The sequence below is a fragment of the Agrobacterium tumefaciens genome (genome assembly GCF_013318015.2).
Taxonomy (GTDB): Bacteria; Pseudomonadota; Alphaproteobacteria; order Rhizobiales; family Rhizobiaceae; genus Agrobacterium; species Agrobacterium tumefaciens.
This window is the reverse complement of record NZ_CP115842.1, coordinates 1892716-1914985: the sequence shown is the minus strand read 5'-3', so window position 1 is coordinate 1914985 and position 22270 is coordinate 1892716. Positions and strand designations below refer to the sequence as shown.

18 protein-coding genes are annotated in these 22270 nt (G+C 59.1%); 6 read left to right on the top strand and 12 right to left on the bottom strand.

The annotated features are described in order from the left end of the window. Positions 1–127 precede the first annotated feature (127 nt). Positions 128–1048, top strand: a complete 921-nt coding sequence (locus tag G6L97_RS22135; RefSeq protein ID WP_013761123.1) for a hydrogen peroxide-inducible genes activator — start codon at positions 128–130, stop codon at positions 1046–1048. A 31-nt stretch (positions 1049–1079) separates the two neighbouring features. Here G6L97_RS22135 and G6L97_RS22130 read toward each other — a convergent pair whose 3' ends face one another. From G6L97_RS22130 to G6L97_RS22115, 4 genes are all read right to left on the bottom strand, one after another. Continuing rightward, on the bottom strand, positions 1080–1883 hold the full coding sequence (locus tag G6L97_RS22130; protein WP_013761124.1) for a DUF535 family protein: 804 nt from the start codon (positions 1881–1883) through the stop codon (positions 1080–1082). Then, the gene (locus G6L97_RS22125; protein ID WP_236773651.1) at positions 1792–2061 is read right to left on the bottom strand and encodes a hypothetical protein; all 270 of its coding nucleotides are present in this window, start codon (positions 2059–2061) and stop codon (positions 1792–1794) included. The genes G6L97_RS22130 and G6L97_RS22125 overlap by 92 nt, the downstream gene beginning before the upstream one ends. Before the next feature lie 326 nt (positions 2062–2387). Continuing rightward, positions 2388–3722: a sensor histidine kinase gene (locus tag G6L97_RS22120; RefSeq protein ID WP_174003795.1), complete on the bottom strand. Its 1335-nt coding sequence runs from the start codon at positions 3720–3722 to the stop codon at positions 2388–2390. Further along, a complete protein-coding gene (locus tag G6L97_RS22115) occupies positions 3719–4393 on the bottom strand; it encodes a response regulator transcription factor (protein ID WP_004431205.1) in 675 nt (224 codons plus the stop codon). Before G6L97_RS22115 ends, G6L97_RS22120 begins: the two co-directional genes overlap by 4 nt. Positions 4394–4582: 189 nt before the next feature. On the opposite strand from G6L97_RS22115, the gene G6L97_RS22110 reads away from it, so the two are divergent. Together G6L97_RS22110 and G6L97_RS22105 are read left to right on the top strand one after the other, a co-directional pair. Further along, positions 4583–5731 carry an efflux RND transporter periplasmic adaptor subunit gene (locus G6L97_RS22110; protein WP_174003793.1) on the top strand — a complete coding sequence of 383 codons (1149 nt, stop codon included), beginning with the start codon at positions 4583–4585 and terminating at the stop codon, positions 5729–5731. A gap of 1 nt (position 5732) precedes the next feature. Then, positions 5733–8879 carry an efflux RND transporter permease subunit gene (locus G6L97_RS22105; protein WP_112200578.1) on the top strand — a complete coding sequence of 1049 codons (3147 nt, stop codon included), beginning with the start codon at positions 5733–5735 and terminating at the stop codon, positions 8877–8879. A gap of 21 nt (positions 8880–8900) precedes the next feature. On the opposite strand, the gene G6L97_RS22100 is transcribed toward G6L97_RS22105, so the two are convergent. Further along, positions 8901–9443, bottom strand: coding sequence for an NUDIX hydrolase (locus tag G6L97_RS22100; RefSeq protein ID WP_019566666.1), 543 nt, complete (start codon positions 9441–9443; stop codon positions 8901–8903). A gap of 113 nt (positions 9444–9556) precedes the next feature. On the opposite strand from G6L97_RS22100, the gene G6L97_RS22095 reads away from it, so the two are divergent. The 3 genes from G6L97_RS22095 (at position 9557) to ku (G6L97_RS22085) (ending at position 12094) form a co-directional block, all read left to right on the top strand. Continuing rightward, complete coding sequence (locus tag G6L97_RS22095; RefSeq protein ID WP_174003791.1) at positions 9557–10201, top strand: DUF47 domain-containing protein; 645 nt, start codon at positions 9557–9559, stop codon at positions 10199–10201. Beyond that, complete coding sequence (locus tag G6L97_RS22090; RefSeq protein ID WP_004431194.1) at positions 10201–11205, top strand: inorganic phosphate transporter; 1005 nt, start codon at positions 10201–10203, stop codon at positions 11203–11205. The genes G6L97_RS22095 and G6L97_RS22090 overlap by 1 nt, the downstream gene beginning before the upstream one ends. Positions 11206–11302: 97 nt before the next feature. Continuing rightward, positions 11303–12094 (top strand): non-homologous end joining protein Ku, encoded by a 792-nt coding sequence (gene ku / locus G6L97_RS22085; RefSeq protein ID WP_112192438.1) that lies wholly within the window; start codon positions 11303–11305, stop codon positions 12092–12094. Positions 12095–12097: 3 nt separating this feature from the next. Here ku (G6L97_RS22085) and ligD read toward each other — a convergent pair whose 3' ends face one another. The 7 genes from ligD to G6L97_RS22050 all read right to left on the bottom strand — a co-directional run bounded on the left by ligD (position 12098) and on the right by G6L97_RS22050 (position 22233). Then, the gene (gene ligD / locus G6L97_RS22080) at positions 12098–14590 is read right to left on the bottom strand and encodes a DNA ligase D (protein WP_174003789.1); all 2493 of its coding nucleotides are present in this window, start codon (positions 14588–14590) and stop codon (positions 12098–12100) included. 3 nt (positions 14591–14593) lie between these two features. After that, positions 14594–15424, bottom strand: coding sequence for a non-homologous end joining protein Ku (gene ku, locus G6L97_RS22075; RefSeq protein ID WP_112200581.1), 831 nt, complete (start codon positions 15422–15424; stop codon positions 14594–14596). Next, positions 15421–15705 carry a hypothetical protein gene (locus tag G6L97_RS22070; protein WP_174003787.1) on the bottom strand — a complete coding sequence of 95 codons (285 nt, stop codon included), beginning with the start codon at positions 15703–15705 and terminating at the stop codon, positions 15421–15423. The genes ku (G6L97_RS22075) and G6L97_RS22070 overlap by 4 nt, the downstream gene beginning before the upstream one ends. A gap of 19 nt (positions 15706–15724) precedes the next feature. Continuing rightward, on the bottom strand, positions 15725–16618 hold the full coding sequence (locus G6L97_RS22065) for an SDR family oxidoreductase (protein WP_174003785.1): 894 nt from the start codon (positions 16616–16618) through the stop codon (positions 15725–15727). 206 nt (positions 16619–16824) lie between these two features. Then, on the bottom strand, positions 16825–19164 hold the full coding sequence (locus G6L97_RS22060; protein WP_174003783.1) for a bifunctional diguanylate cyclase/phosphodiesterase: 2340 nt from the start codon (positions 19162–19164) through the stop codon (positions 16825–16827). Positions 19165–19349: 185 nt separating this feature from the next. Further along, a complete protein-coding gene (locus G6L97_RS22055) occupies positions 19350–20453 on the bottom strand; it encodes a hypothetical protein (RefSeq protein ID WP_112157276.1) in 1104 nt (367 codons plus the stop codon). A 241-nt stretch (positions 20454–20694) separates the two neighbouring features. Then, on the bottom strand, positions 20695–22233 hold the full coding sequence (locus G6L97_RS22050) for an ABC transporter substrate-binding protein (protein ID WP_370953851.1): 1539 nt from the start codon (positions 22231–22233) through the stop codon (positions 20695–20697). Between the last annotated feature and the right edge of the window lie 37 nt (positions 22234–22270).

Below are 22270 nucleotides of genomic sequence, written 5' to 3'. Positions count from 1 at the left end.
TACGGAAACCGCGCAGTGACGCTGGTGATACCGAACAGCTACATCCTCTTTCTGTCATGACGATGACTAACAGCCGGGTTCCATAATTTCCAATTGTATATTCTAAAGGCTGCGATATGCTCAGCTTATGATTGGACTATCGATGAAACACCTGCGTTATTTCGACGCCTTGGCGAAGATCGGCCATTTCGGGCGGGCGGCGGAGGCATGCGCCATTTCCCAGCCAGCACTTTCGCTACAGATCAGGGAACTGGAAGAGCTGATTGGCGCGCCGCTCGTCGAACGGGGCAGCCGCCAGATCAGGCTGACCGCTCTCGGCGATGAATTCGCCGAACGCACCCGCCTGATCCTGCGTTCGGTGGATGAATTGCAGGATTTGGCGAGGGCAAGGCACGGCCCGCTCAGCGGCCGCCTGCGCATCGGCGTCATTCCAACGGTCGCGCCCTATCTTTTACCGCAGGTCATCAAGACGCTCACCCGGCATTATCCGGGATTGGAAACGCGTCCGCGCGAGGCGGTGACACAGAAACTGATCGAGGACCTCCTGGAAGCCCGGCTGGACATGGCAATCGTCGCGCTTCCGGTGTCTGAAGCGTCGCTGGAAGAGGTTCCGCTGTTTTCCGAGGAATTCATTCTGGTGCGGCCGATGGAGGATGCCGGGATGCCGGTGCCAAGCGCTGGCAAGCTCGGTGAGATGCGCCTGCTGCTGCTCGAGGAAGGCCATTGTTTCCGCAATCAAGCACTGTCTTTCTGTAGTACAACGAACGCGCCGCCGCGCGTGCTGATGGAGGGCAGTTCGCTCTCGACACTGGTCCAGATGGTCGGCGCCGGCATCGGCGTCACGCTCATTCCGCAGATGGCTGTCGATATGGAAACGCGGCAATCCACCGTCTCGGTATTTCGGCTGGCAGAGCCAAGACCATCCCGCACCATCGGCATGGTGTGGCGCAAGAGCAATCCGCTCTCGGCGCAGTTTACCCACATTGCCGAGATCGTCCGCGAATGCGGCCTGCAAAAACTCGGCCGTGTTGCCGATGCAGCGGCATGACGGTGTCGAGGGCCAACTCGGATCTGCGGCCTCAACTCTTCGCAGCACTCCCAGCTTTACCCTCGCAAAGCCGGCCGGCCATGGCAAAGAAGGCAAGCTTCATCTTGCTGCGTTTGTCCGCGCCCTCGAGGCTTGAAACCGGCACCTGAAAACCGAACACGTCGTCCGGCTCGGCGGAACGTTCCCGCCAGAATGCGTCTATGTCGGAAAGCAACATTTTCTGCCGCCGCGCGCGACGATAATTGATCGGATGTCGGGCGTGGGAGACTGCGAAATAGGAACCCGCTTCCGTCTCTATTAGACCTTGCAGCAGCATCAAAACGGCATCCTTCGGGCGAAGACCCGCAAGGTCGCGCGTTACTGCCACCATCTCCTGCTTTGCAGCGCGTGGCCCCTGCATGCCGCCAACGGCAATCGTCCTGTACCCGCCCCCATCCTGCGTCACGAAGATAAACTTCGTCGTCCACAAGGTGACGTCGTCACGGGTTCTGATCAGCCGAACCGCGAGAGCGCCTTCGTGGCGGCCGCCACATAAATCCGCAAGAGCAAGCGTGCAGCGATATTCGTCAGCACGACCGCCTATGGTGCCGATTTCGATCGTTTTTCCACTCCAGAGCGCAGCCATAACCTCTCTGGAAAAACAACCGCCGGCGATGACGAAATTCTTCATGAGAAAATCCAACCGTCTTCCATAGGAGATTTTGCCGACGAGGAATTTCGACAGGGGTTTCTGAAGAAGCTCGTCATGCGGCGGTGGCAGTTTTTGCGTCGCCGAGAACCGGGACAGAAACCGCCACCACCGCAGGGTTACAAGCGGATGAGCCAAAAAACGCATCCAGAAAAGGAAGCCCCCGTTTCCAGTGGGCGCGCATAACGAAGGTCGCAACGCTCCAGGCCAGGGGAAAACGGAGGAGTTCCAGCCCATCGCCAGTCATGGTTTGCGCAGCGATGACCGGCTCGGGTTTCGCCGAGTTTTTTTCCGCAGCGAATGCGGCGATTTCAGTATGCGACATCGTAAAATTCCGGGGAGTATGACTGTTTGGACTGGGGCGTGGAGTGATTTGGCCGGGACTGTGCGCGCCCAGGATGAACCGAATATGAAATCGGATTGGTGCTCTGCTGCGATTATTGGCGCTACGGCATTGCGCGAGGTTCCGGGCCGGCGACGCGCTTTCTACGCGCCGTCTTCTCGCCGGCAATCCGGAAGAAAACGATCCGGTGGGTGCGTCACTGTGAGTACTCCGGTTGGCACGGTTGATCCCGTGCCCACACATTATGACCGCGAACGTTGCGGCAGCATTACAATCGCCGCGACCGGTCTACAGCGCGCAAAGCGCTATCAGAATCGAACCCGGAACGTGCTTCCAGAGGGGTTGCTTTCCAGCACGATACGGCCGTTATGATTGGCGACGATCTTCTTGACGAGGCTGAGGCCAAGTCCGGCACCCGTGCTTTTCGGCGTGACCCGATAGAAAGGTTCGAATATCCGCTCCTGCTGGTCCTCGGGTATGCCCTGCCCCTCGTCGGAAATCGCGATTTCGCCGTTTGCGAGAACCGAAACATGGATCAGCCCCTTGTTTCCACCATGGTCGATAGCGTTGCGCACGATATTGCTGATGGCGCGCGGCAGGGCGAAGGGGTTGCCTTGCATGTCGTATTTTTCGATCTGCGTTTCGAAGGAGATGTCGTAACCTGCCGAAAGCGCAAGCGGCGCGAGCTCTGCCACCACCGTTTTGGCGATATCGACCAGGTCCACCACCTCGCGCCGGTCGTTCACCTGATCGTTTCGCTCAAAGGCCAGAAGCTGTTCGGCGGTTTCACCGAGCCGCGCGACATCCTCCATCAGGCGCTGCTGGTCCGGTCCGGGCAGGCCCTCTATCCGGGTCTGCATGATTGCAATCGGCGTCCTCAATTCGTGCGCGGCATCGATCAGAAAACGTTGCCGCGCCTGGAACTGCTCTTCGAGCCGCTCGAGAACGCTGTTGAAGGAAACGATCAACGGAACAACTTCGCGCGGCACATCTTCGACAGGAAGCTTCGAACCCGGTCGTCGCGGGTCGATCTCCGGTGCTTTTCTGACGACGGAACTCAGGCCGGCAAGCGCCCGGCGCACAATGTGCGGCACGGAGAAAAACACCGCAGGCAAAAGAACCGCCAGCAGGGGGACATAAATCGGATAGGTGCCGGCAAGAAGCGTCAGAAACGACGCTCGTGCATTAGAGGTTCCGCCGAACATGATCCTGACGGGTCCCGACGTCGTCTCGATACTTTCAGCCGAAGCAACCTCGGATATGCCGCTGCCGCCGCGAATATCGGCGTCCGTCATCAGATGAACGTAGCGCGCCAGTTCGGCATAAACAGCCGGTACGGTTCCGAAGGTCGCCGCGTGACCGTCAGGTGTCGAGACCACGAACCACAACGTTTCATTCTTCGCCTTCAAGGCGCGTAATGCCGGCCCCTCGGTAACGACCAGACCCTTTTGCGGATCAAGCGAAAGAGACTCGTCAAGCGTCGCCGACAAATCGTTCCAGAGCCCGATATTGGGAGAGAGCTTCATCACCCCGTAAACGCAAAGCCCGACGATGACGACCGCGATCATGGAGGAGACGACAATGCTGAGCTGCCAGCTCAATTGCCACCACAAGGACGGATTGGACTTGCCCTGCACTTTCATGTGTCTTCCCTGAGCAGATAACCGATGCCGCGAATATTATGCACGCTGACCCCGGCCGAAGCGTCAAGGAGGCGTTTGCGCAGTCGCGATATATGCGCATCGAGCGCATTGGACTGGATTTCCTCCTCGTAATTGTAGACGGCGGCCTCAAGCGTCGAGCGCAGCACGGATTTGCCTTTTCGTTTCGCCAGCGTGATGAGGACCATCAGCTCGCGCCTTGGCAGATCAAAGGGAAGCGAGTTGATCGTGACGCTGAGATGAAGCGGATCGATCACGATGCGGCCTGCAGCGATCTGCGACGGGGCGATGCTTGCCGGCCTTCTCAAAACCGCGCGCAGCCGCGCCAGCAGTTCGCCGACGAGAAACGGCTTGCCGAGATAGTCGTCGGCGCCGCCATTCAGCCCCTCGATCCGCTCCTCCGGTTCGTTCATCGCCGTCAATAAAATGATCGGCGTATCGATACCGGCGCGGCGCAGCTTTGGAATGAAGGTCAGCCCCTCCCCGTCCGGCAGACGACGGTCGAGCAGAATGGCATCATAGACATGCTGGCGCGCCAGCTCCATCGCATCGCCGAGCCGCATCGTATGGTCGATGACGATCCCCTGCTTGCCGAGCGTCGTTGACAGCGCATCCGCCATTTCCTTTTCGTCCTCAATCAACAGAAGTCTCATTTGCCACCGTCCCTTCGCCCCCTCCTTGTCTGCCAGAAAGGTTGCGGCAGTATTGCGGCGCAGAAGATGCGGGCGGGTAATGCTGCTGCAATTATCAACACTTATCCAGAAGCCATCAGCCTGCAAGACAGGCGACATGACCGCTCGATCGGCGGTCACAGGATGAGTTTTGCCTGGAAGGATTATGTTATGTGGGTGAAAAGAACGATCAAGGCGGGGATCGCGCTTGCGGGCTGCGCTCTCGTCGTCACGGCTCTTGATCCGGCGCGCGGAAGCGTCGATGCGAACGAGCGCGTGAAGGGGATCATGGCGTCAACCTCGATGAGCCCGGCCGGTATCCCGTTCGAACTGACGGCTGCGGAAATCGCAAGGATCGGCGCACGAGCGATGGCGGAGCGGCTCAGCATCAGTGGCGAACTTCAGCCGGTCAGCCGTGTCGTGATCCGCGCCCGCGAGGCTGGAAAAATTCTGGATATGAATGTCCGGGACGGACAGGCGGTGCGGGCGGGCGACCTGCTGGTACGGTTCGAAACCGAGGAACTGCAATCGACTCTCCTGCTGCGGCAGAGCGACCGGGATGCGGCCGAGGCCGAACTGACACTGGCGATGCAGGCCCTCACCCGAACCGAACAGCTAGCTTCAAAAAACATCGCATCGGCTGAACAGCTCGACAAGGCGAAGAGCGATGTCGTTGTGAAAACAGCAAGGCTTCAGAGCCTTTCGGCGCAGGTGGATATCGCCCGCCTTGCCCTTCGCAATGCCGAAATCCGCGCGCCTTTTGATGGCACCATTACTCGCCGGCAGGCAGAAACCGGCTCCCGCGTCAGTGCCGATGGTGAACTCATGACGCTGGTCGATACAAGCATGCTTGAGGCGAAGGTTCTCGTTGCCACGCGCGACATCCCACGTGTCGCCGTTGGCCAGACCGCCGAACTCGATATTGACGGCATCGGCGGCCAGCCTCTCAGAAGCACCGTTGAGCGCATCAGCCCGGTTGCCGAAGACGGGACGCGCTTTGTCGCCGTCTATCTGCGGCTTGCCAACCGCGACGGCCGGCTGTGGGGAGGAATGTTCGCCAGCGGGTCCATCCTCGTGCGCGAAAAAAACGATGCGCTTGTCGTTCCTGCAATCGCGCTTCGGAAAGACGAAACCGGCTATCACATCCTTAAAGTCCTGAACGGCCACCTTCGCCGCCAGACGGTGGCTGTGGGATCGCGCTGGAACGATGGCAGCCTGATCGAGATAGGCGCCGGTCTAGAGGACGGCGAAACGATCCTGACCGCACCGCTTCCCGAATTGCAGCCCGACATGGCCGTTACCGTCGACAAGGCAGGCTGAGATGTTTCTGACCCGCATATCCGTCTCCCACCCTGTTTTCGCCACCATGATGATGGTGGCGCTTCTGGTCATGGGTCTTTTCTCGTTGCAGCGGCTGGGGCTCGACCTCTACCCCAATGTCGACGTTCCGGTCGTCGTGGTGTCCACCGCTTATCCGGGCGCCACGCCGGAAACGGTGGAGACAGAATTGACGCGCCCGGTCGAGGATGCGCTGAACGCCATCGGCGGTCTGGACGAGATCACGTCAACCTCCTACGAGGGACGCTCTGTCGTCGTCGCAAAATTCAAGCTCGAGGTTAAGAGCGCGACCGCGGCACAGGACGTGCGCGACAAGATCGCCGCCATCGACGCGAATTTCCCGCAAGAGGCCAAAAAGCCGGTCATATCCAGGTTCGATCCCGCCGCCGAGCCTATCCTGTCGGTGGCGATAAGCTCGACGTCGCTCGACGTACCCGCACTCACCACCCTTGCCGACCAGAAGGTGGTGCGGCAACTGACGACTGTTCCCGGCGTGGGGCAGGCAACGCTGGTTGGCGCCCGCAAGCGGCAGATCGACATTGTGATCGACGACACCCGCATGCGCGCGCTTGGGATCGGCATCAACGAGGTGGTGAGCGCGCTACGCACCGGCAATAGCAACAGCCCGGCTGGAAGCCTTGTCGATACCGTTTCCGAACGCACGATCCAGGTGCAGGGCCGCATCGCCGAACCGCAGGCGCTGCTGGACATGGTCGTCGCCCGGCGCGGTGGCGCAGCCATTTATCTTCGCGACATCGCCGCACTCTCCGAAGGGGCTGCCGACCCAGAAAACCGTGCCCTCTATAATGGCCAGACTGCGCTGGCGATCGACATCGTCAAGGTTCAGGATGCCAACACGGTTCAGGTTGTCGCGGATGTGAGAAAGCGCCTGGACGCCCTCAATGCCGACCTTGTTCCGCAAAACGTGCAATTGCGAGTCATTACGGACACATCCATTCCCATCCGGGAATCCGTCACGCAGGTGCAGACGACGTTGATAGAAGGGGCGGCACTTGCCGTGGCCATCGTCTTCCTGTTCCTCAATTCCTGGCGCAGCACCGTCATCACCGGACTGACACTGCCGATTGCGATCATCGGCACGCTGGCGGTCATTGATGTTATGGGCTTCACGCTCAATACACTGAGTCTCCTGGCGCTGACGCTTTCCATCGGCATTCTGGTGGATGACGCCATCGTCGTGCGCGAAAACATCACCCGTCACCTTCACATGGGGAAATCCCATATCCGCGCAGCACTCGACGGCACGAACGAAATAGGACTTGCGGTTATCGCGACAACGGCGACAATCGCGGCGGTCTTCCTGCCCGTCGCTTTCATGGACGGCATCGTCGGCCGGTTCTTCTACGAATTCGGCATCACCGTTTCAGCTGCCGTGCTGATCTCGCTTTTCGTCGCGTTCACGCTCGATCCGATGCTGTCGAGCGTCTGGTACGATCCGGATGCGCAACCCAACGCCCGGCGCGGGCCGGTAGGCCGGCTAATCGCCCGTTTCGATCACGGCTTCGAATGGCTCGCCGATCAGTATCGGCACGTGATCGGCTGGACATTGCACCACCGGCTCGTCACCCTGCTCGTCACATCAGGCATTTTTGTCGGCAGCCTGCTCATGGTGCCGTTGGTCGGTGCGGAATTCGTCCCGAATACGGATGAAGGCCGCTTCCAGATCAACGTCACGGCACCGGTCGGCTCCTCGCTGGATTACACCACGGCGAAGGTGCGGCAGGTCGAGAAGGCACTCCAGGAATTCCCGGAAGTCGAGATGCTCTATTCCACCGTCAATACCGGCGGCACCGTCGGTAAACATCGCGCCGCCGTTCTGGTGGGACTGGTGCCGCTGGAGATGCGCACCCGAACTCCGGTCACGCTGGCCGATCCGATCCGCAAACGCCTGTCGGCCATATCGGGCATAGAGGTCGCGATCCTGCAAAACGGCCTCGGCGGTGGCGAAAGCCCCGTCCAGCTCAGCATTCTTGGCGACGACCGGGCGATCCTCGAAAAGATCGCCGACGGTCTGATGGAAGACATGAAAAAAATCCCCGGCCTCGTGGATGTGACCTCAAGCACCCGCGACGTGACCTCCATCCTTTCGGTACGCCTGAAACGCGAGGCGGCAAGCGATCTCGGCATTTCCCGATCCGACCTTGCCTCAGCGCTCTCGCCGCTCATCGCCGGTGAGGACGTGTCGAAATGGACGGATGCGGGCGGTAACAGCTACGACATCGTCGTGCGCCTGCCCGGCGAGCGGCGTGCCGACACGGCGAGGATCAGCGAGTTGATGATCGCCACCAGCCGCACGGCATCCAACGGCTCGCCCCTGTTGGTACGTCTGGATCAGGTCGCCGATATCACCACCGTGGAAGTACCCGCCGAAATCCGCCGCATCGACAATCGCCGCGAGGTGCTGGTTTCGGCCAACATATCCGGACGAGCGCTTGGCGAAGTGACAGATGTGTTGAAAACCCTTACCGCCGCCCGCGACCTGCCGGACGGCTACCGTATCCGTTTCGGCGGCGACGCCGAAACCATGGAGGAGACGGTTGGCCACATGGTAACCGCGCTCGCAATGGCGGTCATCTTCATCTACATCGTGCTCGCCTCGCAATTCGGCAGCTTTCTGCAACCGCTCGCGATCATGGCGTCGCTGCCGCTGTCTCTCATCGGCGTCCTCGTCGGGCTCTTGGTTGCCGGCAGCACGATCAACATGTTCTCGCTGATCGGCTTCATCATGCTGATGGGCCTCGTTACAAAGAACGGCATCCTGCTTGTCGATTTTGCCAACCGCGAAAGGAAGCGTGGACTTCCGCTCAACGAAGCGCTGGCGAGCGCCGGCATCATCCGCTTCCGCCCGATCATCATGACGACGCTTGCAATGATCTTCGGCATGATCCCGCTCGGGCTGGCTGTTGGCGGTGGCGGGGCGCAGCGCGCGCCAATGGCGCACGCAGTGATCGGCGGCCTCATCAGCTCCACCCTGCTCACCCTGATCGTGGTGCCGACAATCCTGTCTTACATCGACAGCATCACCCGGCGTTTCGCCCGCCTGCTACCGAAGGCATCGGACGAGATGGGGGAGACCGGATCGACCAAACGTCCATCTTCACCATCCTAGGTTCGCTGGTGACGTCTGCCGTCAGGACTTTTCTTCGGTCAGGCGTTTCCTCTTCCCCCTCGGGCGGAAGTCGACCAGAAGCGATTTCAGTTCGATTTCCCGGACGCGCCTTGCTGCCTCGTCCGGGCGAACCCATTCCAGAAGGCGTTCGCCGCGCTCCTTGAAACTCGTTTCCTCCCCGGTGATCTCGATCTGGAAGACATCGACAACGCAGGGAACGACATCGCCATTGTCGAGCATCTTGAGATAGGTGTAGCGGCCAACGGCGTCCTTCCTCACGCGGCCGCGAACGCCCGCTTCCTCCCACGCCTCGATCGCGGCAGCCTCATGCGGCTTCTTGCGTTTCATCGGCCAGCCGCGCGGAATGATCCAGCGTGCGCTGGTGCGGGAGGTGACGACGAGGATTTCGATCTCTTCGCCGCTTCCGGTATAACGGAAGCATAAGGCGGCATATTGCTGCCGGAAAGAGCCGGTGAACAGCTTTTCAGGAACAGCAGCAAGTTGCTGAAGCAATGTCAGGGAACGCGCCGGACGGGCTTTCCGGCTTTTCTTCATGGATTTCATATCCGTTGATACTGCCGATTTTCCGGGTTGCATCAATGCCCCGCGTGCATTTATGACAGTTTTATGACAATCACCCCCCACAACTAATAAAGCGCCATTGAGGGCCAATTCGCATGATGAGCATTTTTCGCAAGCTGATGCCGCGCGAGGACCGTTTCTTCGACATGTTTAGCAAACATTCGGAAACGGTCGTCAAAGCCGCCGCAGCTCTGGACCACCTTCTCAGCGGCGTCGACGTCGAGAAAAACTGCGACCTTATCGTCGCCCTCGAAGACCAGGCGGATGATATTACCCGCGACGTTCTGCTTGCGGTGCGCCGCAGCTTCATAACGCCCTTTGATCGTGGCGATATCAAGGACCTCATCCAGTCCATGGATGACGCCATCGACATGATGCACAAGACCGTCAAGACGATCCGGCTGTTCGAGCAAACCGAATTCGACCCGCTGATGCGCGAGATGGGCCACGAGATCGTGCGTGCGGCAACCCTCGTCGCCGAAGCCATTCCGCTTCTGGAAAAGGTTGGCACCAATGCCCAGCGGCTGTCGGTGATTGCCGAAGAGGTTACCCGCGTCGAAGGGCGCTCCGACGAGCTTCATGACCAGGGCCTGAAGGACCTCTTCCGGCGCCATGGTGCGACCGGCAATGCCATGGCCTATATGATCGGCAGCGAGATCTACGGCGAACTCGAAAAGGTCGTCGACCGCTTCGAGGACGTGGCGAACGAGATCAGCGGCATCGTTATCGAGAACGTCTGATGGATGTCGCGCTTGCACTGCCGCTGCTTGTCGGCCTTATCGCCATCGCGCTGTTCTTCGATTTTCTGAACGGTCTCCACGACGCCGCAAATTCCATCGCCACCATCGTCTCCACCCGTGTATTGCGCCCGCAATATGCGGTGGCATGGGCGGCCTTCTTCAATTTCATCGCCTTCCTGTTCTTCGGCCTGCATGTGGCCGAAACGCTCGGCACCGGCATCATCGATCCGGCCATCGTTTCCCCGCAGGTCATCTTCGCGGCATTGATGGGCGCCATCGTCTGGAACATCGTCACCTGGATTTTCGGCATTCCCTCCAGCTCGTCACATGCCTTGATCGGCGGTCTCGTCGGTGCGGGCTTTGCGAAGGTCGGTTTCAATTCCATCGTCTGGTCGGGTCTTCTGAAAACCGTGGGCGCGATCTTCATGTCGCCGGCCATCGGCTTTTTCCTGGCACTGCTGCTGGTGCTTGCCGTCTCCTGGCTGTTCGTCCGCCAGACGCCCTTCGCCGTGGATCGTACCTTCCGCATCATGCAGTTCATTTCCGCCTCGCTCTATTCGCTCGGCCACGGCGGCAATGACGCACAGAAGACCATGGGCATCATCGCTGTGCTGCTGTTCAGCCAGGGGCATCTTGGAGAGAGCTTCTACGTGCCGTTCTGGGTGGTGATCTCGTGCCAGTCGGCCATGGCGCTCGGTACGCTTTTCGGCGGCTGGCGCATCGTGCACACTATGGGGTCGAAAATCACCAGGCTGAACCCGATGCAGGGGTTCTGCGCCGAAACCGGCGGTGCGCTGACACTTTTCGGCGCGACGTGGCTCGGCATTCCGGTGTCCACCACCCACACGATCACCGGCGCCATTATCGGCGTCGGTGCCGCGCGTCGCGTCTCGGCGGTGCGCTGGGGCCTTGCGGGCAATATCGTCATTGCCTGGGTCGTGACCATGCCGGCCGCTGCCCTGATATCCGCATCTGTCTATGGTCTTACATCGCTGTTCGGCTGAGACAGAGACCCGCCCTCTCTGCCAAAGCTCCCGGAACAAAAGCCACCCTGTGGTTGTTGATCCGGGAGACAACAGGCGACAAGGCGGATCGCGGATCATGGCACGGCAGGCTTTCTGGAAGGGCTATCTGAAGCTGTCGCTGGTGACGGCCGCAGTTTCGCTGACTCCTGCCACGACCGAAAGCAACAAATACCGCTTCCACGTCCTCAACCGCAAAACCGGCAATCGCGTCGAAAGCCGCTATGTCGACAGCGTTACCCACAAGCCGGTGGCCGCAAAGAACCAGGTAAAGGGGTTTCCCCGCGCCGAAGACGATTATGTGTTGCTGGAGGATGACGAGATCGATGCGGTCGCGCTCGAAAGCACCCGCACCATCGACATCCAGACCTTCGTACCCACAGGTTCTATCGACTGGATATGGTACGACCGGCCGCACTTCCTGCGCCCGGAAGACAAGATCGGCACAGAAGCCTTCAGCGTGATCCGGGAAGCCATGCGGGCAAACGGCGTTGTCGGCATTGCGCGGCTTGTTCTCTATCGCCGCGAAAGAGCGGTTCTGCTGGAACCGTCAGGCAAGGGCATCATTCTGTGGACCCTGCACTATGGCGAGGAAGTGCGCGAAAGCATCGACGCGCTGGATCCGAAGATGAAATTCGAAAAGCCGCTGCTGGACGCGATGGAAAAACGCATCGGCAAACAGATGACGGGATGGAAACCGGCGCTGGTGCAGGATCCGATCCAGAAAAAGATCAGCGCTTTGCTAAAAACCAAGAGCAAGACCGTCTCTTCCCCGGAAAAGAAGACCGGCACGAAAACCCGGACCGGCGGCAATGTCATCAACATCATGGATGCCTTGAAGAAAAGCCTTGCCTCGGACAAGAAAGGCTGACGCTCATCGGGCCTTTTTCGGCAGGGGTCGCGCGGCAGCGAAAAAGCCGTCCCATGGATCCTTCTTCAGGGCAGAAAGGCGCGCGCCGATATTGCTGACCGTGAAGTGTGCCGGACCTATCTCATCTGAGAGTTCCGTCCATTCGATTGGCGCTGAAATGGCGGCTCCCGGTCGGGCACGTGTCGAATAGGGCGCAACAGCCGTATTGCCCCTGCCATTACGCAGATAGTCGAGGAAGATGCGGCCCTGGCGTTTCGCTTTGGTTGCCACCGCAAGATATTTCTCCGGCTCCGCCTTGGCCATGTCATCCGCCATGGTCTTTGCAAAGGCCTTCAAGGCCGGCCATCCCGCTTCCGGTTTCAAGGGTGTCACGACATGCAACCCCTTGCCGCCGGAGGTTTTCACGAAAGCGGCCAGACCGGCATCTTCGAAACGCCGCTTCAGTTCCAGTGCCGCATCGATTACATCCTGCCATGACACGTCCTCGCCGGGGTCTATATCCATGGTGATCATGTCAGGCTTTTCCCAGTTCGCGGTTGTCGCCCCCCATGGGTGAATTTCAAGCGCAGCGGACTGGACCAGGGCCATCATGCCATCGAAATCCGTAATCCTGATCAGTGGTTCCCCGCCCTTGTCCTTCGGATCCTTGATCTGTTCTATCGCCTTGTTCACACCGCGCCAGGCGTGTTTCTGGAAAAAACGCTGACCATCGATCCCTTCAGGACAACGCAGCAGCGCCAGAGGCCGGTTGACGACAAAGGGGGCCATATAGCGCCAGACCTGCGTGTAATAATCGGCAAGCCCTTCCTTGGTCACGCCATCGTCCGGCCAATAAAGCCGTTCCGGATGGGTGAACTTGATCTTTGACTGCGGCGTCCCTTGTTCCGACACTGCTTTATCCTCGCGTTCGATTTCGCCCGCCGGCTTGTCTTCCCGCAAGCCGCGGAATGATGCATGGCGCAGATTGCCATCTCCGGACCAGGCACGAAACTCCACTTCTGCAACCAGTTCCGGCTTGACGAAATAGAGGTCGCGGCGCGCAAGTGCCGTGAGCTTTTCGCCGAAAGGACTATCATCGATACCGAGCGGTTTCAGGCGGCCAAGCAGCATTTCGGCAATGTCAGCGGTATAGCCGGTACCGACGCGGCCGACATGACGCAGCTTGCCTTCCTCATAAACGCCGAGCGCCAGTGAGCCGATGGCATGGTCCGACGCGGATGACAGCGTGTAGCCGCCGATGACGAACTCCTGCCGCATCGAGCACTTGGATTTCACCCAATTTCCCTTGCGGCCCGAGACGTATTTGCTGTCCTTGACCTTCGAGATGACGCCCTCGAGGCTGAGGCGGCAGGCATGATCGAGAACAAGCCCGCCGCTTTCCTCGAAATGTTCGCTGTAGCGAAGATGCGGGTTGCTGGCGGGCAGAAGCTTTTCCAGTAATGCCTTGCGATCGGTCAGCGCTGCCCCGCGCAAATCCGTGCCATCCAGATACAGGAGATCGAAGGCATAAAAAACGAAGCGGTCGCTGCGCCCTTCGCTCAAGTCCTGTTGCAAGGCTGAGAAATCCGAGGCGCCGCTGTCACGTTCCACCACGATTTCGCCGTCGATCATCAGTGTTTCTGCCGGCAGCGACTTGAGCGCTCCCGCCACGGCATCGCCGAACTTTTCGGTCCAGTACAGTCCGCTACGGGTCAGAAGCTGGAGTTTGCCGTGGTCGATACGGACCTGCAGGCGATAGCCGTCGAACTTGATCTCATGCAGCCAGCGGGAGCCTTCCGGTGGCTTGGGTTTCAGCGTCGCAAGTGCCGGCGGCACGAAGGATGGCAGCGCCTGTTTGCGGGCACCTTTCGGCAGGGCATGCGCCTGTTTTTTGCCCGAGGAAGAACTAACGCTCTTTTTCGATACGGGCTTCGAATTCCAGGTGTCTTTCGGCTTGGCGGCAACTTCTTCAACACTTCGGCCAGTCTTCACGGATTCCGGCCGCTCCTCCAGAATATCGGGGCCACCATCATGCCTTGCCTCTTCGTCGTCGCCCTTGATCAGCAGCCAGTTTTCACGGCTTTCACCGGGCTTTCCATGCATACGTACAAGATGCCAGCGGCCTTTAAGCTTTTCGCCCTCCAGTTCGAATTCGAGATGGCCTTTGCGGTAGCCTTTCTTGGCGTCGCCAATCGCGCGCCAGACACCACGATCCCAAACAATCACGGTGCCGCCGCCATATTGACCTTTCGGGATTACGCCTTCGAAGTCGCCGTAGCTTAGAGGGTGGTCCTCGACATGCACCGCAAGGCGCTTGTCCTCCGGGTCAAGGCTCGGCCCGCGGGTTACCGCCCAGCTTTTAAGGACGCCGTCCATCTCCAGCCGGAAATCGTAATGCAGTCGGCGGGCATCGTGCTTCTGTATGACGAAACTCGATCCCTGCGCATCGACCTTGTCGCCCTTCGGCTCCGGCGTCTTGTCGAAACTGCGCTTGGCGTTATAGCTCTGCAAACCCATGGATCAGCTCGCTTTCCGGGAGGATTTGCGCCCCGCACTAGCGGTAGATTTTCCGCTGTCGCCGTCACCGGCGCTGCGGCGCAAAGCCTCCTTCAAGTCGATGATGTTATCTTGCTTGCGCGGCGGCTGTTTGCTGATTTCCCTGCCCTCGATCTTCGCCTTCACCAGTTCCGCCAGCGCATCATTGTAACGATCGGTATATTCCGCCGGATCGAATGTGCCTGCCCGTTTCCCGATGATGTGACCGGCGAGTTCAAGCATCTCTTCATCGAACTGAATATCGGGAATGGACTTGAAAACGGTGGTTTGCGAGCGAACCTCGTAGCCGAAATTCAAGGTCGTCGCCACGAGCGCCTTGCCGCTTGGACGGATCAACAGCACGCGGTTTCGGCGAAAGAGTACCGCTTCCCCAAGTGCCGAGACCTTCTCGTCGTCCATGGCTTTTGCCAGCAGCGTCAAAGCCTCTTCGCCACCTTCCTGCGTCGGCGCCAGATAATAGGATTTATCGAAATAGAGCTTGTCGATCTCGTCGTGGCTCAGAAAATGCCTGATGCGGATGACCTTGTCGTTTTCTGGCATCAACGTTGCGATCTCATCTCCCTCGATGACGATATGGTCGCCATTGTCGAGTTCATATCCCTTGACCTGATCCTCGCGGTCGACAGCGTCGCCGGTATCGCTATCGACATATTGCCGTTCGACGCGATGGCCGGTCTTTCGGTTGACGATGTTGAAGGAGATCTTTTCCGATGAAGTGAGCGCGGAATAGAGACCGATTTCACAGTTGAAATCGCCGAATGTCAGATGACCCTTCCAGCTCGCTCTTCGGTTCATGATCGCCGCCCATGGTCGTCTTGAGAGGATTGGCCTCTGCCCCGGTCCGCAGCAAGGATACGCTCGATAGCGGGAACGTCCGCCTCCGCCAACACCGGCACAGGGTCGGATGCCATTGCCTCCAGCACCTCTGGCGAAAGCCCGCCATTGCGGATGACCCTTTCCATCGCCTCGCGCGTTTGCCGCTCGGCCTTCAGCTGCGCATAAAGCGCCAGTATCAGCCGGTCGCGGACATCGAAGGGCTTCACATCTCTGTCTGAACGTTCTGTCTGTCGTTTCATGTCAAGTCCTCAAAGCCGATCAGGCAATGCCCCGGCCTCCGGTCACACCATAGACCTCGCCATTGATGAAGCTGCCATCCTGCGAAGCCAGCAGCACATAGACCGGTGCCAGTTCCACAGGCTGGCCTGGACGGCCAAAATCGCTGTCCTTACCGAAATTCCTGACCTTTTCGTCCGGCTGCCCGCCGCTTGGCTGCAAAACCGTCCAGAACGGACCAGGCGCGACGACATTTGCCCGAACGCCCTTTTCGATAAGCTGTTTGGCGAGCGCTTTCGTATAGGCAACGATGCCGGCTTTCGTAGTGGCATAATCAAGAAGAATGGGAGACGGCTCATAGGCCTGTATAGATGCGGTGGTGATTACCGACGATCCGCGCTGCAGATAAGGGACGGCGGCCTGCGCAATCCAGTGCAGCGCGTAGAGATTGGTCTTCATCGTGCGGTCGAAATCTTCAGTCGACAGCTCGGCGATACCCTCGCGATATTGTTGTCTTGCGGCATTGATCACCAGAATATCGAGGCCGTTGAGATCACCTAACGCTTTTTCAACCAGTTGGCGGCACCATGCCTCATCGGTAATATCTCCGGGTAAGGCGACCGCAACGCGGCCTTCCGCTTCGATAAGTGCTACCACCTCTTCGGCGTCCGATTCTTCCTCCGGCAGATAGGATATCGCGATATCTGCACCCTCTCGCGCAAAGGCGATTGCCACGGCGCGACCGATGCCGGAATCACCGCCGGTTATGAGCGCCTTGCGCCCGGCAAGCTTGCCGCTGCCGCGATAGGTCTTTTCACCATGATCAGGGAAAGGCATCATGTTCGTGACCAGCCCCGGCATTTCCTGAGTCGGCGTTGAAAAGGGCGGGCGCGGATACTGGTTGCGCGGGTCCTGCGGCTCAAGGCGGTCTGTCATTGGTTTCTCCCAGAGATAGATTCCATCCTTGGTGCGTCTCATGACCAGCGAATTCATCATCGGAAGGTCAGGGCTGTCGTCTGCCGCCGGCTGCGGCGGTGGCGACACGGACGCACCACACACAATCCTAACGATCTGCGTTCGCTCTCGTTCCATTGGCGTAGGAGAATGGAATTACGACGGCATCACGCCGCCGCACTCCTCTTTCAGACGGAATGTTTCTTCCGCTTGCCAGTGCTTGCCGCCGCGGCAGGAGCCACATCCGGCCTGCCGAAGAGATAACCCTGCGCCTGCGCGCAACCTTCATCGACAACCATGCGATATTGCGCGTCGGTTTCGATACCCTCCGCCGTCACTGGCAGATCGAGGCTGCGACCGAGGCCGATCACCGCGCGCACGATGGCGCGGGCATTATCATCCTCGCTCATGGCGGCGATGAAGCTGCGGTCGATCTTGATCTTGTCGAAGGGGAAGCTCTGCAAGTTGCTGAGCGATGAATAGCCGGTGCCGAAATCATCCATGACGATGGCCACACCCAGCGCCTTCAACTGGTTGAGGATGATCAGCGTCGCCTTGCGGTCCTTCAGCAACGCGGCTTCGGTGATCTCGAGTTCCAGCCGGTTCGGCGAAAGGCCGGACTGCATGAGGACCGTGCAGACGACATGGCCGAGATTTGCGAGCGAAAACTGCAATGGTGAAACATTGACTGCGATTTTGAGGTGCGGCGCCCAGGTGCTCGCCTGGCGGCAGGCCTCGCGCAGCACCCATTCGCCGAGCGAGATGATGATCCCGCTTTCCTCTGCAATCGGAATGAAGACATCCGGAGGTACGACACCCCGTGTCGGATGCTGCCAGCGTACCAGCGCCTCATAACCGACGACCTGACCACATTCGACGGAAAGGACAGGTTGATAGTTCAACACCAATTCGTTGCGGTTGATGGCGAGCCGCAGATCAGTTTCGAGCTGGCGGCGCTCGCGGGCCTCCTGATCCATCAGGGGATCATAAAAGGACAATATTCCGCGCCCACCCATCTTGGCGCGGTAGAGCGCCAGATCAGCGGCGTGCAAGATGCTTTCGTTGCTGTTCCCGTCCCGCGGAAAGACGGCGATGCCGATGCTGACGCCGACAGCGGTCGGGTCGTTGGCCGCATTCATTTTCAACCCGAACATGGCAAGGATTGTCTCGGCAAGCAGACGTGCCTCCTCCGATTTGGTGTGCCGGGCAGTCAGGATAACGAATTCATCGCCGCCAAGACGGGCGACGATATCTCCCGGCCTTGCGCATTCATCGAGGATGGTCGCAACTTTTTTCAGCACCCGGTCGCCCTCGGCATGGCCGAAAATGTCGTTGACCGCCTTGAACCGGTCGAGATCGAGCGCCAGCAAGGCAAACTCATCCTCCGCGTCGCAATGTTCGATCTGCTGGTGCAGCCGCGTCTGGAACATGGTGCGGTTCGAAAGGCCGGTCAGCACATCGTGGCGGGCCAGATATTCGATCTCTCTTTGCGCCTCCCGCTTTTCCGTCAGGTCGCGAATGGCCAGCACTTCGCAAGGATGGCCGCGATACTCGATGGTGCGCACGGCAAGCTCGAACACCTGCGGCCGGTCGGTGCGTTCGCGGATTGCCTCAACCGGCGCGAGGCGCGGCAGATAGGTGGGCTGTCCGTCCATGGCCTTGAAGAGATCATCGGGATTTTTACCCATCAGCGATGCCTCATCGCTGCCGACAAGCCCGGCAAAACGGGTATTCAGCTCAACAATGCGGCCATCACGGACCACGGCAAGACCATCCAGCGTCGCATCCACAAGCCCCTTGAGATCGACAAGGTAACGGTCAACGAGAGCGGCGGTGGCAGTGGCTGCGAGGACCAGGAAAGTCACGCCCGAAACGGCAGCAATCATGATCACTCTGGCGAGATTGTCGGGATCCGGGCCAGCGACGGACGGATCCGGCGACAGGATCGTGGCCGACATGGCGGTGAAATGCAAAGCGCAGATTGCCACGATCGAACATCCGGCCGGAATGACGATGCGTTTCCATGCGGCGGAACGAAGGAACAGGAAAAAGGCCAGCAGAAAAAATACCCAGGCAACGGCAAAGCCGCCCAAAACGGGGCCCCAGCGATAGCTGATCGTAGCGGCCACATCCATGCCCGCCATGCCGACGAAATGCATGACGGCAACCGAAAGGGTAACCAGCGTTCCGACGATAACGGGACTGTAGCTCGCCTGCGAGCGCGCCCTAAGCGCCAGCCAGAACCCCAGAACGGCCAGAACCGCCGACAGCGCCGTGAACTGGAAATCAAAGCCGATCGGGACTGAACCCTTATAAGCAAGCATGGCAACGAAATGCGTGGCCCAGACGCTGAGCCCCGCTGCAAAGGCGGCAACCAGCACCCAGTAAGGCTTGCGGCCAGCCGGGCTTTCTTCCGCACGCAACAACAAATGGAAGAAAGCATGCATGCCAAGCAGGCAAATAACCGCTGCAAGCTGCACGATCGCATGATCGTGTTGTACCGCAACGCATTCCAGAACCGTGAACATGATGCACTCTCCCAGCCTCGAGAACCGCCCACGATCGCACTATGGAGTTGGTTTATTTATAAATCTCTAATGCAACTTTGGATAATTGATCGATCTCACCGACAATGAGCCAGGAGACGCCGGGCCGACGCGCCAGCCCATCAAGCTCTTGCGACCGGCCCAATATACGCCAAGAGGGAAAGCCTTTATTTCCAGCTTCGAAAATCGTCCCCGGCACAACCGAAAGGTGCCGGACCATCAGCAAAACGCTCCTGCAGACGCGCGCAGCCCCACTCGTTGAGCGCCGCGGGCATCATGTTGTTGAGGTCCATGCCCGGAGAGTTGAATTGCGAAGGCGCGCTGGTGACGTACCACAGCCAGTACCCCAAGGTTGCAACGACGATAAAGGCGACAATTGCAACGAACGTTGCCAGCCGTCGCGCAAGGCTCGGGGCTTTTGTCACCGCCGCGCCGGGGGCGGGTACACCCTCCTGCCCACGGTTCGCAAGCACCGGTTCGAGCGAAGCAAGTGCTTCCGCTCTTTCCTGTTCCGATAGGTCAATTCGCTCCAGCTGATCGTCAAGCAGAACGGGCAGCGGGGTTTCACCGTGCCAGACCGCCAGTGCGACATCGTGTTTGCCGGTGTGGCCGACGACGACCGGGATTCGCCCTCTCTCCAGGTAGGTAAAGGATTGCCTCTTCGTCTTCCCTTCCCTGACCGTATCGGCATAGGTCACGAAGAGACGGCTGCGTTTTTCGGCGACCGCCGTCAGCGCCACCGGAATAACAGTCAATGGCGCCGGGTGCCGCAGACGCAGACGAGCCCGCAAGGTGCGGATAAGTGTAAGCAGCAGTGCGAAACAGCCGAAACCGAGCAGGGCAACAAACACGCCCAGGGTTATGATCCGGTTCCAGAGCATATCGAGGCCAAGTGAAATCGTTGCAAGTTCGGGATTCTTCGCCGAAATGACCAGACCAGTTTCATAGTCACCTGAATGGAAATCGACGAACATGACCTCGACATCCTTCTTGTAGCTCACACCGCCATGGTCGTAGGAAAGCTCCGCTTCGCAATTCGTGAAGATCGCCTTGCGGGTCTTGCAACTGCCGTTGATATCGCCGCTTTCGATCTCCAGCGGGTCGCGGCTGATCTGATAGTCGCGCAACACACCCGGGCCTTCGGCCACGAGCAGGACCACTGTAATCACCAGCAGCACGGGAATGGAAAAATAATAAGCCGCCGGTACCGAAATGACACCGCGCTTCAAACTGAGCGGCCTTGCGGGAAGTTTTATCTGTGGGAAGCTCATGGTGCCAACGCATTTAGTGGAATGTGAGCGAGCGGGGTTTGGGAATCCCGCTCTGGGAAAGGGTCGATCGCTGCACGGTCTAACCCGCTAAAGCCATCGCGAAAACCCCAAGAATTCAAGGATGCGGGCGTAATAGTTCGCACGGCGGCCCTGTCTTAATTGGCAAGCAGTCGGGGGACCCACAAAAAAACGGGCGGTAAATTCACCGCCCGTCACATGTTTTCCGTCTAGTGGTTCGCAGTCACTGCTTCGTCACGTTTTCCAGTCGCGTCGTCTGGCTTGGGTGACCGACATAATCCTTGACGCGCGACGTCAAAACGATCGGCTCGTATCTCTCGAAGAGAGGCAGAACCGCTGGCTTCTGCGCGACGAACATTTCCTGCATCTGGGTGTAGATTTCCCCACGTTTCTTGGCATCGGGCTCAAGGGAAGCCTTTGCGGTCAGAGCCGTCAGTTCCGGAATGTCCCAGGCAGAGCGCCAGACGAAATTGCCGGCATTGTTGGCAGCAAGCGAGTTGTCGGGGTTACTGGAGAACTGCTCCATCGAGCCGAGGACGTTGGGCATATATGCGCCCGTCTGCGGAATGAGCAGATCGAAGTCCCGCGCACGGTGAGCGGCAATCACGTCCGAACCGTTACCCTGCTGAATGTTCACCTTGATACCGACCTGGCTGAGCGATGCCTGGATGGCCGTAGCAAGATCGATGCGCGGCGTTTGGGCAATTGTCTTCAGATTAAGCGTGAAGCCATTCTCATAACCGGCTTCCTTCAGGAGAGATTTCGCTTTCTCGACATCAAGCTTCCAGTCGGGGCTTGGAATGGCATATTCGAAATTCTCCGGAACAGGAACGGTGCGCGCCCTGCCATAGGGGCCCATGATGGTCTTTTCCATTCCCTTGTAGTCGATGCCGTAAGCAATCGCTTCGCGAACCTTGGGGTTGGAAAGAGGCTCCTTGCCAGCATTCATGGACAGGACGTAGAAACCACCCGTCGGCACGCGCTGGATCTGAAAACCTTCCTTGTTGTTGAAGGTCGCAAGGTCGGATGCCGTCAGCGCGCTGGCAATGTCGATGTCGCCTCGCTCCAGCATCAGGCGCTCCACCTGGCTTTCCGGTACATGCCGCACGATCACGCGGCGCATTTTCGGGCTGCCGGCTACATAGTCCTTGTTGGCCTCAAGAATGATGATTTCGTTCGGCGACCAGCGATTGAGGGTGAAGGGGCCTGAACCGGCGGAATTTGTTCTCAGCCACGCATTGCCCCAGTCGCCGTCAACTTCATGGGACTTGAGCTCCTTGCTGTCGACAACGCTGGCAATGACCATCGCCAGACGATAGAGCAGCAGTTCGGATGTCGTTTGCCCTGACAGTTCGATGCGGACCGTCTTTTCGTCCGGGGCGCTCACCAGCTTGTCGACATTTTCCGCGTTGTAACCGACGCGCTTGAGGTTGGCGGCCGCCGCCTGATTCATCTTCAAAAGGCGGCTGAACGAATAAACCACATCTGCGGAGGTAACGGGATTGCCCGACGCAAAGTTGGCGGCGCGAAGATGAAACGTGATGCCCTTGTCATCTGTCTCCCAGCGCTCTGCCAGCTGCGGCGAAACCTTTCCCGAGCCATCAACCGAGATCAGCCGATCGTAAAGATTGGCCATGATTTCGTTGGCTTTCGCTTCGGTAGCCTGATGGGGGTCTAGCGACAGCACCTGGGCAAGCGACGTCCCGACGACGAGCTGGTCGTTGGGGGTCTTGGCCGCCACCGGCGACGCCTGCACCAACATGGCGCCCAGAACGGTGGTGAATGCGAGACGGATCATT